The sequence below is a fragment of the Vibrio tapetis subsp. quintayensis genome (assembly GCF_030409945.1).
Classification (GTDB): Bacteria; Pseudomonadota; Gammaproteobacteria; order Enterobacterales; family Vibrionaceae; genus Vibrio; species Vibrio quintayensis.
In genome coordinates this window covers 429,756-443,704 of record NZ_JAUFQV010000028.1, presented here as the reverse complement: position 1 = coordinate 443,704, position 13,949 = coordinate 429,756, and the positions used below count along the sequence as shown (strand labels likewise).

The window sequence follows — 13,949 nt, the reverse complement described above, 5'->3', positions numbered from 1 at the left end:
TCTCTAAGATTCAAGCTTTTCACTCACGCTTTGCTCAATTGAGTGACTAACTAGCTACGAAAGCAGCAAATTGACGCATTGCTGCGCAGAATACTCACCTAGAGCATTTTCGCTGGCAGGCTGAAATGATAGCATTGCTGTAATTATTATCTATCAGTGAATCTTTTGCATATGAGTAAAATATCTTTGCCGACCTATCAGGCACTTGAAAATGAACTAAAGTCAGCACAAATTGCAGTGACGCCAGCGGAATTGCATGGCTTGTTAACTGGGATGGTCAGTGGTGGGCTTGAGATAAGTGCAAGCACATGGCAAACACTGTTATACGATTACACCAACGACGGCATGGGTTGGCCAATGACGTCACTGGCAATGGCTGAAAATATGGTTAAGTCAACCAGCGCAGAGCTATTGAGTAGTGATTTTGAATTGACGTTACTTGTGGCTGAAGAGGGAGCTGACTTGGTGACATTGGCCGATAGTCTGTCAGACTGGGTTAACCACTTTATCTCAGGACTAGGTTTAATCGATGCTCAGTTAAATAAAACAGAAGAAGATGTTAAAGAGGCACTGCGTGATTTAGAAGAGATCGCCAAGCTTGGCATTGATGAAGACGACGATATGGCCGAGCAAGCTGTCTTACTTGAGCAAGTGATCGAACACGTAAAAGCGTGCGTGATGACGATTCATCTCGCTCTTGGTAGCAAGCAGACCATCGAAACTAAACCGACTCTTCATTAATGGAATAATATGAAACGTTACGACATCGTTATCGCTGGTGGCGCAATGGCTGGAGCGACGCTGGCACTGGCTCTTAACGCGTATTGCCAAGAGACACTTTCAATCGCGGTGGTTGAGCCATTTTTAGCTCAACATGATGAGCACCCTGGCTATGATTCTCGGTCGATAGCGCTTTCATATGGCACGGTAGAGTTACTTAAAAACATGCAGTTGTGGTCGGCTATTAAGCCTTATGCGGTGGCGATAAACCATATTCACGTTTCCGATCGCGGTCATGCTGGAATGACCGATATGGACGCCAATGAAATGGGAATCGAAGCATTGGGTTACGTGGTTGAATTGGCTGATACTGGCCGAATTTATCACGAAAAATTGCAACAAGCGGCTAATATCGACTTTTTATGCCCAGCTTCAGTGACGTCGATTGAGCGTGATGCAATGTCGGTTTCCTTGTTGTTATCGAGCGGCGAAACTATCCAAGCTCCACTGTTGGTGGCAGCGGATGGTACACAGTCTGTTTGTTGTGATGAAATTGGCTTAAAGCAAACGGAACAAGATTTTGGGCAGGTTGCCGTTATTGCGAATATTACGGCTGAACAAGCGCATGAAGGGCGTGCCTTCGAACGGTTTACTGAGTCAGGTCCGTTGGCTCTGCTGCCGATGTCTGAAGGGCGATTATCGTTGGTTTGGTGTTTGTCTTCTGACGAAGCTAACAAAGTGCTGTCTTTATCTGACAGCCAGTTTTTAGTTGAGCTTCAGAGCGCGTTTGGCTGGAGGCTTGGCAAATTTACTTTAGCAGGTTCTCGGACGAGCTATCCATTGCTACTTCGTACCCGAGATCAGTTTATTTCTCATCGAGTTGCGGTGATTGGTAATGCGGCACAAACGCTTCATCCAATTGCAGGTCAAGGGTTTAACCTCGGAATCCGTGATGTCGCAACGTTGGCGCAAGAAATTGCTAAAGCAGGTCAAGATATTGGTGAATATCGACTTCTCAGCCGTTATGCACAACGTCGTAATTCAGACAGAGAGCAGACTATTTCATTAACGGCCGGGCTGGTTCACTTGTTTTCCAATGATTATCCAGCCATGCGTATTGGACGTAACTTAGGCCTTATGTTGATGGATAACGTTTCACTTGTTAGAACACCGCTATTACGCAGAACCATGGGGTTAGTAGAGAGATAATATGATGCAGAGTTTTGATATTGCGATCGTCGGTGGTGGCATGGTGGGTTTGACACTGGCGGCTGCACTGGCAAAAACGGAACTGCGAGTTGCGATTGTCGAGGGCAAACTGCCAAGTAGTGAATTGAATGAATTGCCGGATATTCGAGTGTCGGCATTGAGCCGCTCAAGTGAGCAGGTGTTGAGAAGTGTTGGTGCTTGGTCAGGAATAGAGCAGCGCCGCGCTAGCCCATATGTCGCGATGGAAGTGTGGGATAAAGACAGCTTTGCCTCTATCGATTTTCATGCCAACCACTTATCGCAGCCTAATTTGGGGCACATTGTTGAAAACCGTGTCATTCAGCTTTCCTTACTGGATCGAATCAAACAACTGGATAACGTGACGTTATTTGCTCCTCAGAAGTGTCAGTCTGTTGTTGTCGGTGAGAGCGAAGCGTGGATAACACTAGATTCTGGCCAAGCCCTCACGGCTAAGTTAGTGGTGGGAGCGGATGGTGCACACTCATGGTTACGTCAGCAACAAGACATACCATTAACCCATTGGGACTATGGTCACCATGCGCTGGTTGCCAACATTAAAACTGAGCTGCCGCATCATTATACCGCAAGACAAATCTTCACCCCGCAAGGGCCGTTGGCATTTTTACCGATGCAAGACGCTAATATGAGTTCTATTGTTTGGTCAACAGAGCCAAAGCAAGCAGATGCGCTCATGGCCATGTCGGACAAAGAGTTCAATAAAGCTCTTTCTGCCGTGTTCGATCTTCGATTGGGGTTGTGTGAAGTAAAAGGAGAGCGTCAAGCTTTCCCATTAAAAATGCGTTATGCACGAGACTTTGCTAAGGATCGTGTCGCACTTATAGGTGATGCTGCGCACACGATACATCCATTAGCAGGGCAAGGTGTGAATCTTGGCTTGTTGGATGCAGCAAGCTTGGCACAAGAAGTCACAAGGCTATGGCAAGAAGGCCAAGATATCGGCTTGAAACGAAACCTAAGGCCATTCGAACGTTGGCGTAAGGCGGAAGCTGCAAAAATGATAACGTCAATGCAAGGCTTCAGGGATTTGTTTGCTGGGGATAATCCGGCTAAGAAATTGCTTCGTGGTGTGGGGATGTCGGTTGCTGACAAGTTACCGGGCGCAAAAAACCTCATAATGGAGAGAGCGCTTGGCCTGAAAGGGCAGTTACCGGATATTGCTAGGTAGCCAGTAGGTTGAAATAAAACAGGGCTGATGCAAGCATCAACCCTGTATAAATTCTTATATTATTAGCAAAGCCTTAATTTAGTGTAAATACTCAATTTTTATGCATAAGCACATTTCAATCGAGATATCTCTTGGTTTACTTCGTTCACGGTCTGAAAGTGACGTTTCTCTGCCTTTGCAGGCAAAATCAGTTTACCGTTATCGAACTCGAATTTCCCTATTCCGTAGATATAAATTCTACCTTTAAAAAGCCGACTTATGTGTTTAGCTATCATGCCAGGCGTGTAGCGCTTAAACAGTCTCATACCTTTATCCTTATTCTTCTAGCGCGACAAATTATAAGAAATCTACCGTGACAATATTGTGACTGGACTGGGGTAAAATGCAGTATTTTTGATTTCAGTTGGCGAATTGTGCTGGGATTATCATTTACCCAATACAAATCCCTACTTTATGTGACTGGTTCCTCATTTAACACGGACGAAAGATTAAAAAATAATCAGTGACTCATGCGCATGTATTTGCGTCGATTATAAGAGTAGACCAAGTTAGAAAGGATTTAGTTTCATTGTAACAAAAATAAAAAAAAGCCCGCATTGAGAATGTCGGGCAAATAGTCACAGATGTATTACACAAAAAGTGGATTCACTTTTACCGCCTAGTAGATCGAACGCCCGTATTAAAAGGGCCGAATCAACATTAGCGGCAGGAAGTACATTACATGAAAAGTATATTGATGACTAATTATTCATTAATATCGTATAAATATATATTATCTTTGGTTGTTATATGAGGTCGTTGTCAAGTTTAGGGTGTAACATCATGGCTGTTACATTCTAAACTATAGATCTCGGACGATATTCGATATGACGGGGGAGCAAAGTGCTAATAGGTCTTCTAGCTTGAGCGCGATACCAGCCATGTTCGAACCACTGCTAATAGTGACTTCGTTCTGTTTTAATAGCTCGAAATCAAACACAATCGGCATTTGAGTAGACAGTGTTATCGGAGCCACACAACCCACTTCGTAACCGGTGATTTCTAGCAACTCATTAGAACTTACGCAAGTCATTCGTCTGCAATTAAGTTCCGCTCGAACTTTTTTGGGGTCAACCTGCCTATTGCCTGGCACGCAAGCCAAAGCATATTGATTGCCCATATCTCTAAGTAAAATGGATTTTACCATTTGCTCTGGACGGCATTTTCTTTGTAAAGCGGCGTCTTCAATGCTGGTGGCTGGCGTTTTGTGGGGAAGCAGGCGATAACTCACCTGCTTTTTTTCAAGATATTGAGTTATAGAGGTAGCGGTATTACTCATCTTCTTCCAAAGAGTAGGGTAGAGCTTGAATTTTCCAACGAGTTTCTGGTTGGTCAGTTAAGCGTAGTGCCGTATCGAGCTCGATGTCTTTCGGTAAGACGATGAGGCCACAGGCTTTATTGTCGTCAAACTGGTACTGAACAATAAGAGAGCCAGCATTACGCCAGTTTTCACCGACAGCGCGCTCTAGAGTGGCTTCTGCAGGCAATTCTGCAGATAGCTCGCCCGTTACCTTAAACAATGCTCGCTTGTTCATGCCACGATACTTTGCTCGCGCGACGGTTTCTTGGCCTGTGTAGCATCCTTTGGTAAAACTGATCCCGCCTAGAGCTTGTAGGTTAAGCGCCTGTGGGATGTGTTGGTTCTGTTGAGTGGCAGAGATACTTGGCAAGCCAGACTCAATTTCTGCCCAGTCCCAAATACTATCGTTACTTAACTCAACGGGACTATTAGCAATAATAGCGTCTGAATGAGTTGGGGTAACCGCGAGTAACCATCGTTTGTCGTCGATCTTGACTGCGGTGCCACCTTCAAATGCGGCCACGTTTTCTTCGGTGTTTACAAAGCTACTGAGCCACTGTTTGGCATTTTCACCCATCACACCGAGTAACATATCGTCACTTTTTTTGATGTCGACTTTGGAAAAAACCGCGTATTTTTTTATTTCATTCAGCGCGGTCTCAAAAGCGTTCGCACGAGTAATCAGGGCGTAGCCATCAAGATGATGGAATAGACGGAAGATGCTCCACATTTTCCCTTTTGCATCACAGTGAGCCCCCAATGTGGACTGGTTCGCTTCTAGAGAGACAACATCACAAGTGACCTGACCTTGTAGGTAGGATTTTTTGTCATCGCCAACCATGGTAATTGCCGACCAAGAGGTTAACGGGCATATAACCAGTGGCGGTAATGCTTGAGTTGAAGTGTGGGCGTGTTGCTTGAGCGATTGTTGCCAATTCATATTGAGGCTACCTAAGTTCTTTGTCTTATGCAGTTATGGTAAACGGTCTGTTACGATTTGTCAGTGTTTGTGCTTTTTCTCATCAATAAAAGTTATTCCGGGCTGGAGTCTGTGACTTGCTTAGTGGTTGTAAGCATTGGCTCTTGCTAAACTGCTTTCACAATGACATAACGCCAATAGATACGATGCCTACAAGGTATTTTTTGGTGAATTTATTGATTCTTATTGAGGAGTATCCATGTACACGCCAGAAGCAAAAGCACGCGTTAAATGGGGCTGTCGCCGCGGAATGCTAGAATTAGACGTAGTTATGATGCCATTCTTTGATGAATGTTTTGAAGCATTGACCGAGCAAGAGAAAAACGACTTTGTTTCTTTGTTGGAATGCGATGACCCAGATCTATTCACTTGGGTCATGGGGCACGGACGCAGTGAAAATCTAGGGCATGCCTCTATGGTAGATAAAATTGTTGCTCATAACCTCAGCAAGGTCCGTTAGTTTTCGATTAACGACGTCTTATCACGCCTGCATAATTCGCAGTTTTACCGCCGCGATCATTGTGTGGGCGTTATGCACTTCTTGGCTACCGACCGCAGCCACACTATCTCTATGTTGTGTTGTTTTTAATTCTCGCAATTTGGCTCTCCTTTATCCATCCCAAACATCACGCTTAGTTGCTTGTACTTTAAATGGTGACATAGCCATTAATCGTAGCAACGACAAAATCACACGAAGTTGGCGATTGTTATTTGCATTGTTTGTCGTTATACAGACTCGTGAACATGGGCGTATTTTCATCTGGCGAGATCAATGCGAAGAACCGCAATACCGTCGACTGTTGTATCTTTTGCAACAATTAGAACACAGTGATGAATGCGTGAATTAGCGAGCTCATCACTATTAGTGAATGCAAGTGTGGGATGCATGGGCGAAAAAAAGAGCGCTCAGCGCCCTTTTTGTCACGTTACCAGAATGGTTACCGAATTATCCCACTTTAAAGCTGCAAGTTTATTTCTTACTTGGAACGAGAATGGTCGGCTGGCTGTTTTCGGCAAGTTCAGGGTAGTCCAACGTGTAATGTAACCCTCTACTTTCTTTACGTTGCATTGCACATTTCACCATTAACTCGGCAACTTGCAATAAGTTTCGCAGCTCAAGCAAGTTGTTAGATACTCGGAACGTGCTGTAATACTCATTGGTTTCTTGTTGCAGCAGTTGGATGCGACGCAATGCGCGTTCAAGGCGCTTATCAGTGCGAACAATGCCCATGTAATCCCACATAAACAGACGTAACTCATGCCAGTTATGTTGGATCACGACTTCTTCATCAGAGCAATTCACCTGACTTTCATCCCAATGAGGTAAGCTAGGGGGTAGTTCGGCATCTTTGATGTGTTTAACGATGTCTTTGGCTGCAGACCATGCGTAAACGACACACTCAAGCAAAGAGTTCGACGCCATGCGGTTAGCGCCATGAAGCCCGGTGTAGCTCACCTCACCAATGGCATAAAGCTGGCTTAAATCTGTTTTACCTTGTTGATTGACCATCACACCACCACAGGTGTAGTGCGCTGCCGGAACAATTGGAATCGGCTCTTTGGTCATATCAATGCCTAAATCTTGCAGGCGCATATGAATAGTCGGGAAGTGCTTGGTAATGAATTCTGCCGGCTTGTGGCTAATGTCTAGGTACATGCAATCTGCACCCAGTCTTTTCATTTCAAAGTCAATGGCTCGAGCGACCACATCCCTAGGTGCCAGTTCTTCTCGTTCATCGAAATCGGGCATAAAGCGAGAGCCGTCGGGGCGACGAAGATAAGCACCTTCACCACGCAAGGCTTCCGTTAATAGAAAGTTTCGAGCTTCAGGATGGAATAAGCATGTTGGGTGGAACTGATTGAATTCCAAGTTTGCAACTCGGCAACCTGCACGCCACGCCATAGCGATACCATCACCAGATGAAACGTCAGGGTTCGACGTGTACTGGTAAACTTTTGATGCTCCGCCTGTGGCAAGCACAACAAATTTAGCTCGTACAGTTTCAACGTGCTCTCTGTCGCGGTTCCAAATATAGGCTCCGACCACTTTATTGGCATCGCCACCGACTTTGTCTTCGGTGATCAAATCTAATGCATTGTGACGTTCAAAAATATCAATGTTTGGGTGATTGTGAACGTTGTCTTGTAGCGACGTTTGCATGGCCATGCCTGTGGCATCTGCTGCGTGCAGAATACGACGATGGCTATGTCCGCCCTCACGAGTTAAGTGATAGCGAGGGCTGTCATCAGAGTCGTCATCCTCGCGATCAAATGGCACTCCGCCGTCAATGAGCCACTGAACGCATTTCTTTGCGTTTTGAGCAATGAAGGTCACGGTGTCTTCTTCGCATAGGCCGCCACCAGCAATTTGAGTATCTTCTACGTGAGATTCAATACTGTCAGATTCGTCGAATACAGCGGCGATACCACCTTGTGCGTAAAAGGTGGCCCCTTCGCTGCGAGGTCCCTTGCTAAGTACAATAACTTTACCATGTGGTGCAACACGTAACGCGAGTGATAAACCCGCGGCACCACTACCAACCACTAACACATCACATTGATGTTCACGGTGTATGTTCATATAACTTTCAAAATCCCAGAATATCCTAGAGCCAACTAACGGCCTCTATTTACGTCATTAGCAAACTGCTAATCCCTTTATCCACTCAATGGTGATGACGTTTTTTTATTTGTTTTCTACGCCCGACTGAGTCGCTACACTGCAGGATACATCACATTGCGACAGAAAATTGGTAAAAAAAACACAAAGCATTGAACTTTTTTTCTACCAATGAGTCACAATAGTGCTCATGTAAGCGGTGGTGTCAATACTATAATTGGCAGATTTTAGCCTATCCCTGTAAAGGTGAGGGTTAATAACTATAGGAGTACACGCTCGAATGAGCGAGCAGCTAACTGATCAAGTATTGATAGAGCGAGTTCAGCGAGGAGATAAGCAGGCGTTTAACCTTTTGGTGATTAAATATCAAAACAAAGTTTGCAATCTAATTTCTCGCTATGTGAGCAACTCCGGAGACGTACAAGATGTAGCACAAGAGGCGTTTATTAAAGCGTATCGTGCCATTCCTAATTTTAGGGGTGAAAGTGCTTTTTATACTTGGCTCTATCGGATTGCCGTCAATACGGCTAAAAATTATATCGTTGCCCAAAGTCGTAGACCGCCAGCAACGGACTTAGATGCTGAAGAAGCAGAATATTACGAATCAGGCAGTGCGTTAAAAGAAATATCGAACCCTGAGAACTTAACGTTGTCCAAAGAATTGCAGAACGTTGTGTTTGACGCGATTGAAACACTACCTGAAGACCTAAAAACGGCAATGACATTGCGAGAACTGGACGGCCTTAGCTACGAAGAAATAGCTGAAGTAATGGATTGTCCAGTAGGCACAGTACGTTCCCGAATATTCCGTGCTCGAGAAGCGGTTGAGAAGAAAATCAAACCTCTTATTGCGCACTAACCAGTGAATGAAATGGTGAAAATAATGGCTGACAAAGAAAAGCTTTCGGCTCTCATGGATGGAGAAAGTGTCGACCAAGCTCTGCTTGCAGAATTGGCGCACGATGCAGAAGGTCAGAAGTCTTGGCAGAACTATCACTTAATTGGTGATGTTATGCGGGGTGAAAATCCTGTAAATGCTGATTGGGACATTGCCGGCAAAGTTGCTTTAGCACTTGAAGATGAGCCTGCGCACCATATTAATCCAACCCCAGTGGTTGAAGCGCAACCAACACCAAGGGAAGCTCGCAGAGCAATGCCTAGTTGGCTGTCACAGTTTGGCCAAGTCGCAATGGCAGCGTGTGTTTCTCTTGCGGTTATACTTGGTGTTCAACAGTATGGTGGTGTAGAAGGTGATCCTGCTCAAGCTGAATTGCCTGTACTGCAAACTATCCCATTTACGGGTAGCGCAGAGCCTGTAAGTTTAACGGCAAACAGCGCTCAGTCTTCATCTTCTGAAGCCCAATTGATGGAGCAACGCCGCCGCGTGAACGCTTTATTACAGGATTACAACCTTCAGTTACGTCTAAATAGTAAAGCTATTGATGACGAAGCGAATAATCTAGAACCGGTAGTAGAATGAAAAAAACTCTGATCAGTGCACTAGCACTGTTCAGTTTGGTCAGTTACTCAGCCTCGGCAGAAGAAGCTTCTGCCGAGGCTTTGTTGCATCAAATGAACGAAGCTAGTCAGCATTTAAACTATGAACTCTCGTATATTCTGATCAAAAAGAACAGCATTGAGCCTTTGTTATATCGTCATGCTAAAAAAGACGATTTACACTTAGCGCACTTGGTTTATTTGAGCGGGCCTAATCGAGAAGTGATTCGTCGCGGTGATGAAGTCAGTTACATTGAGCCGGGCGTTGATCCGTTTTCAATCGAGTCTGGAGAGATGGTCGCACCGATCATTCCAATGCTAAAGACGGATATCACTAAGCTGAGCGATTATTATGATTTCGTTAAGTTAGGCCGTGCTCGTGAGGCTGGCTCACCAAGCCAAGTGATCCGTATCGTGCCTAAAGACGGTGAGCGTTATTCTTACGTCTTGTGGGTGGATGAACGCAGTTACTTACCATTGCGAGCCGATCTTGTTGATCGTGATGGTGAGGTGTTAGAACAATACCGCACAATCTCTTACGCAGTGAATGATAAAATCTTCGAGCATATGTCGGGCCTAAATGACATTCAGTTACCAGAAATCTTAACCTTACCAGAAGCAGCCAAAACGGATTCATTCTGGAAAGTCACTTGGGTACCTGATGGTTTCAAAGCGAATAATATGAATCGCTATCGAATGGCGATAACGGATAAAATCGTTGAAAGCCAAATGTTCACCGATGGCCTGTTTAGTTTCTCTGTGTATGTTGCAGAAAAAGACGCCATGTCATTAAAAGGGCAACTGGTTCGTCAAGGCAGGCGTACGCTGCATTCTTTTGTCGTCAATGATAAAGAAGTGTCCGTGGTCGGCGACATACCACCTTCCACGGCTAAGCGCATTGCGCTGTCGGTAAGAATGGATGATGTCAGTGGTCCAAAATCTACCGGTCTTGATAACAAAGCGGTCGCAACGCCATGATGACCGCACTGGCGACCGTTGCTTCTGTTGAACCAACGGTACATGGTTTTCGAGCCGAGCTCAGCTGTGAGCAACAAACCAGTTGCTCACACTGTTCCTCGCAAAAAAGCTGTGGAACGGGCATTGTCTCTAAAGCGGTTGGCAATAAGAGTCATACATGGTGGCTTGAGACGTCCGCTAAGGTTGAATCTGGTCAAGTGGTTGAAATAGGCCTTCCTGAAAAGCAACTTTTGCAATCCGCAGCCGTTGTCTATTTATTTCCATTGTTTTTTTTGATGCTCGGTGCGGCGATTGGCCAGCTTTGGCTCGCTCCAATGTTGGGCGGCGGCGAAGGCATTATCATTTTGTTATCCTTTGCCTTTGGTGTCATTGGTTCCATGCTAGCTCGACATTGGACTCAGAAAAATGAGCACCAATCGGTTGAAAAAGTCACGTTAATCCGGATTATGGGGCAACCTTTGAAAGGAATTGCTACATTTGATGATAGCGACAACGCCTGAAATTCGGTAGAATCGGCCAACTTGATCGAAATGCCAGCAAATTTTGGCGTTTCTCCTATCCATTTTGTAAGAGTTAAGTCACCCCATACCTATGAAAAACATTCGTAATTTTTCGATTATTGCCCACATCGACCACGGTAAGTCGACCCTTTCTGACCGTTTAATCCAAGTTTGTGGTGGATTGAGTGAGCGTGAAATGGACGTACAGGTCCTTGACTCTATGGATATCGAGCGTGAGCGCGGTATTACCATTAAAGCACAAAGTGTAACCCTAGATTACAAAGCCAAAGATGGTGAAACCTACCAGCTTAACTTTATCGATACTCCAGGACATGTCGACTTCTCGTACGAAGTTTCTCGCTCTCTAGCGGCGTGTGAAGGTGCATTGCTTGTTGTTGATGCCGGTCAGGGCGTAGAAGCTCAGACATTGGCGAACTGCTACACTGCTATCGAAATGGATCTTGAGGTTGTGCCAATCTTAAACAAGATCGATTTACCAGCAGCCGATCCTGAGCGTGTTGCAGAAGAGATCGAAGAAATTGTTGGTATCGACGCAATGGAAGCGACCCGTTGCTCAGCAAAAACAGGCTTAGGCGTTGATGATGTTCTAGAAAACATCGTATCAGCAATTCCTGCACCTGAAGGTGACCCTGAAGCGCCGTTACAAGCACTGATTATCGACTCATGGTTTGATAACTATCTCGGTGTTGTCTCTTTGGTTCGAGTTAAGAATGGCTCACTAAAGAAAAACGCTAAGATTAAAATGATGAGTACTGGTCAGGTATGGGGCGTTGATCGTCTTGGTATCTTTACACCAAAACAAATTGATACAACGGAACTAAACACTGGCGAAGTTGGCTGGGTTGTTTGTGGTATTAAAGACATCCTAGGTGCGCCAGTAGGTGACACCATTACACTTGCAAAAGATGGCTGTGATGAGCCATTACCAGGTTTCCAGAAAGTGAAGCCACAGGTTTATGCGGGGCTGTTCCCTGTATCATCTGACGACTACGAAAACTTCCGTGACGCTTTGGGCAAATTGAGCCTGAATGATGCCTCGTTGTTTTACGAGCCAGAAAGCTCAGCGGCGCTTGGTTTTGGTTTCCGTTGTGGTTTCTTGGGTATGCTCCACATGGAGATCATCCAAGAGCGTTTAGAGCGTGAATACGATCTAGACCTGATCACGACAGCGCCAACCGTAGTGTACGAAGTCGTGAAAACAGACGGCGAAACTCTGTATGTAGATAGCCCTGCTAAACTACCAGCGGTTAACGATTTAGAAGAAATTCGTGAGCCGATTGCTCGCTGTAATATCTTAGTGCCGTCGGATTACCTAGGTAGCGTTATTACCCTATGTGTAGAAAAACGCGGTGTGCAGGTAGACATGGTTTACCACGGAAACCAAGTAGCGATTACTTACGACTTGCCTATGGCTGAAGTCGTATTGGATTTCTTCGACCGTTTGAAGTCAACGTCTCGTGGCTATGCGTCATTAGATTACAACTTCCACCACTACCAAGAATCAAGCATGGTTCGTGTTGACGTTCTACTGAACGGCGACAAGGTAGATGCGCTGGCTATCATCACTCACAAAGACATCGCACAATCACGTGGTCGTCTATTGGTTGAGAAGATGAAAGAGTTCATTCCTCGTCAAATGTTTGATATCGCGATTCAAGCAGCAATTGGTAACCACATTATTGCGCGCTCGACTGTGAAGCAATTGCGTAAAAACGTAATCGCAAAATGTTACGGCGGCGATATCAGTCGTAAGAAGAAACTGCTTAAGAAGCAGAAAGAAGGTAAGAAGCGTATGAAGCAGATCGGTAACGTTGAACTGCCTCAAGAAGCCTTTTTAGCAATCTTGCACGTAGGTAAAGATTAATAGAACTTAATCTTGGCTCAAGGCTCCAATAAATAACCAATCAAGGAAAGGGTACTTAGTTGCCCTTTCTTGTTTTATTGATTCAACCCAAATTTCAACCGCAAAGGGATTTTAATGGCTAATACATTTTCACTCATCCTAGTGATCGTAACTTTGGTTACTGGCATTGTTTGGGCACTAGAGAAATGGGTATGGGCAAAGAAACGCCAACAAGCGTTAGGGCAAGTTGAAGCGCAAACCGCAAACGGTCTTGATGCTGCAACTCAAGCGAAAGTAGTTGCTCAGCCTTGGTGGATTGAAAATAGCGTTTCTATATTTCCTGTGATTGCGTTTGTATTGGTGCTTCGCTCATTTGTGTACGAACCATTTCAAATTCCATCTAGCTCGATGATGCCAACGCTACTTGTTGGTGATTTTATCTTGGTAGAGAAATACGCATATGGTCTTAAAGACCCTGTGTGGCGTACACAATTGGTTGAAACGGGTAAGCCAGAGCGTGGTGACGCCGTGGTGTTTAAATACCCACCTCAGCCAAACATTGATTACATCAAGCGTGTTGTTGGTTTGCCAGGCGATACAGTGAAATATAATGCTAGCAAGGAACTATGTATTCAGTCTGCAGGTGAAAATAGCTGTAAGCCCGTTCCAATGAACAATGTAAAAGAGAGTCCGTTTGTTCAAAATGGCATTCCGCTGATTCAAATGAATGAGCAGCTTGGTGAACAAGAACATCAAATTTTGGTGCATCCATTAGCACGAGATCAGGTTGATCGTTATCAGCCTCGTCCAGGTGTTTCAGAATGGGTAGTACCTAAAGGTCAGTACTTTGTTATGGGTGATAACCGTGACAACAGTGCAGACAGCCGTTACTGGGGTTTTGTCCCTGAAGGCAATTTAGTCGGCAAGGCGGTCGGTATTTGGATCAGCTTTGAATTTGAACGAGACCCAAGCAGCGTATTACCGTCTTGGATCCCTACTGATGTACGCTTTAATCGCATCGGTGGCATTAATTAAT

Annotated in this window: 14 protein-coding genes; 10 read left to right on the top strand and 4 right to left on the bottom strand. The window is 45.0% G+C overall.

What is annotated here, in order from left to right; all coding sequences use genetic code 11:
- Positions 1–171: 171 nt before the first annotated feature.
- The 3 genes from QWZ04_RS15395 to QWZ04_RS15385 are packed head-to-tail and all read left to right on the top strand — an operon-like array spanning position 172 to position 3,136.
- Positions 172–741: a YecA/YgfB family protein gene (locus tag QWZ04_RS15395; RefSeq protein WP_290329134.1), complete on the top strand. Its 570-nt coding sequence runs from the start codon at positions 172–174 to the stop codon at positions 739–741.
- Between the two features lie 9 nt (positions 742–750).
- Complete coding sequence (ubiH, locus tag QWZ04_RS15390) at positions 751–1,929, top strand: 2-octaprenyl-6-methoxyphenyl hydroxylase (RefSeq protein WP_290329133.1); 1,179 nt, start codon at positions 751–753, stop codon at positions 1,927–1,929.
- Position 1,930: 1 nt separating this feature from the next.
- Positions 1,931–3,136, top strand: a complete 1,206-nt coding sequence (locus QWZ04_RS15385) for an FAD-dependent 2-octaprenylphenol hydroxylase (protein WP_290329132.1) — start codon at positions 1,931–1,933, stop codon at positions 3,134–3,136.
- A 98-nt stretch (positions 3,137–3,234) separates the two neighbouring features.
- Here the strand turns inward: QWZ04_RS15385 and QWZ04_RS15380 are convergent, their stop codons facing one another.
- The 3 genes from QWZ04_RS15380 to ygfZ all read right to left on the bottom strand — a co-directional run bounded on the left by QWZ04_RS15380 (position 3,235) and on the right by ygfZ (position 5,415).
- Positions 3,235–3,441 (bottom strand): DUF1107 domain-containing protein, encoded by a 207-nt coding sequence (locus QWZ04_RS15380; RefSeq protein WP_290329131.1) that lies wholly within the window; start codon positions 3,439–3,441, stop codon positions 3,235–3,237.
- Positions 3,442–3,977: 536 nt separating this feature from the next.
- Positions 3,978–4,454 (bottom strand): aminoacyl-tRNA deacylase, encoded by a 477-nt coding sequence (locus tag QWZ04_RS15375; protein ID WP_290329130.1) that lies wholly within the window; start codon positions 4,452–4,454, stop codon positions 3,978–3,980.
- A complete protein-coding gene (ygfZ, locus tag QWZ04_RS15370; protein ID WP_290329129.1) occupies positions 4,447–5,415 on the bottom strand; it encodes a tRNA-modifying protein YgfZ in 969 nt (322 codons plus the stop codon). The genes QWZ04_RS15375 and ygfZ overlap by 8 nt, the downstream gene beginning before the upstream one ends.
- A gap of 238 nt (positions 5,416–5,653) precedes the next feature.
- Here ygfZ and QWZ04_RS15365 point away from each other — a divergent pair, with 238 nt between their 5' ends.
- Positions 5,654–5,914, top strand: coding sequence for an FAD assembly factor SdhE (locus QWZ04_RS15365; RefSeq protein ID WP_102520979.1), 261 nt, complete (start codon positions 5,654–5,656; stop codon positions 5,912–5,914).
- 510 nt (positions 5,915–6,424) lie between these two features.
- On the opposite strand, the gene nadB is transcribed toward QWZ04_RS15365, so the two are convergent.
- Complete coding sequence (gene nadB, locus QWZ04_RS15360; protein ID WP_290329127.1) at positions 6,425–8,035, bottom strand: L-aspartate oxidase; 1,611 nt, start codon at positions 8,033–8,035, stop codon at positions 6,425–6,427.
- 319 nt (positions 8,036–8,354) lie between these two features.
- Between nadB and rpoE the strand changes: the two genes are divergently transcribed.
- The 6 genes from rpoE (at position 8,355) to lepB (ending at position 13,948) form a co-directional block, all read left to right on the top strand.
- Positions 8,355–8,933 (top strand): RNA polymerase sigma factor RpoE, encoded by a 579-nt coding sequence (gene rpoE / locus QWZ04_RS15355; RefSeq protein ID WP_290329126.1) that lies wholly within the window; start codon positions 8,355–8,357, stop codon positions 8,931–8,933.
- A 12-nt stretch (positions 8,934–8,945) separates the two neighbouring features.
- Positions 8,946–9,554, top strand: coding sequence for an RseA family anti-sigma factor (locus tag QWZ04_RS15350; protein ID WP_290329125.1), 609 nt, complete (start codon positions 8,946–8,948; stop codon positions 9,552–9,554).
- Positions 9,551–10,549: a sigma-E factor regulatory protein RseB gene (gene rseB, locus QWZ04_RS15345; RefSeq protein ID WP_290329124.1), complete on the top strand. Its 999-nt coding sequence runs from the start codon at positions 9,551–9,553 to the stop codon at positions 10,547–10,549. Before QWZ04_RS15350 ends, rseB begins: the two co-directional genes overlap by 4 nt.
- Complete coding sequence (locus QWZ04_RS15340; RefSeq protein WP_290329123.1) at positions 10,546–11,049, top strand: SoxR reducing system RseC family protein; 504 nt, start codon at positions 10,546–10,548, stop codon at positions 11,047–11,049. Before rseB ends, QWZ04_RS15340 begins: the two co-directional genes overlap by 4 nt.
- A gap of 91 nt (positions 11,050–11,140) precedes the next feature.
- Positions 11,141–12,934, top strand: a complete 1,794-nt coding sequence (gene lepA, locus QWZ04_RS15335; RefSeq protein ID WP_290329122.1) for a translation elongation factor 4 — start codon at positions 11,141–11,143, stop codon at positions 12,932–12,934.
- Between the two features lie 114 nt (positions 12,935–13,048).
- Complete coding sequence (lepB, locus tag QWZ04_RS15330) at positions 13,049–13,948, top strand: signal peptidase I (protein WP_290329121.1); 900 nt, start codon at positions 13,049–13,051, stop codon at positions 13,946–13,948.
- The last annotated feature ends 1 nt before the right edge of the window (position 13,949 follow it).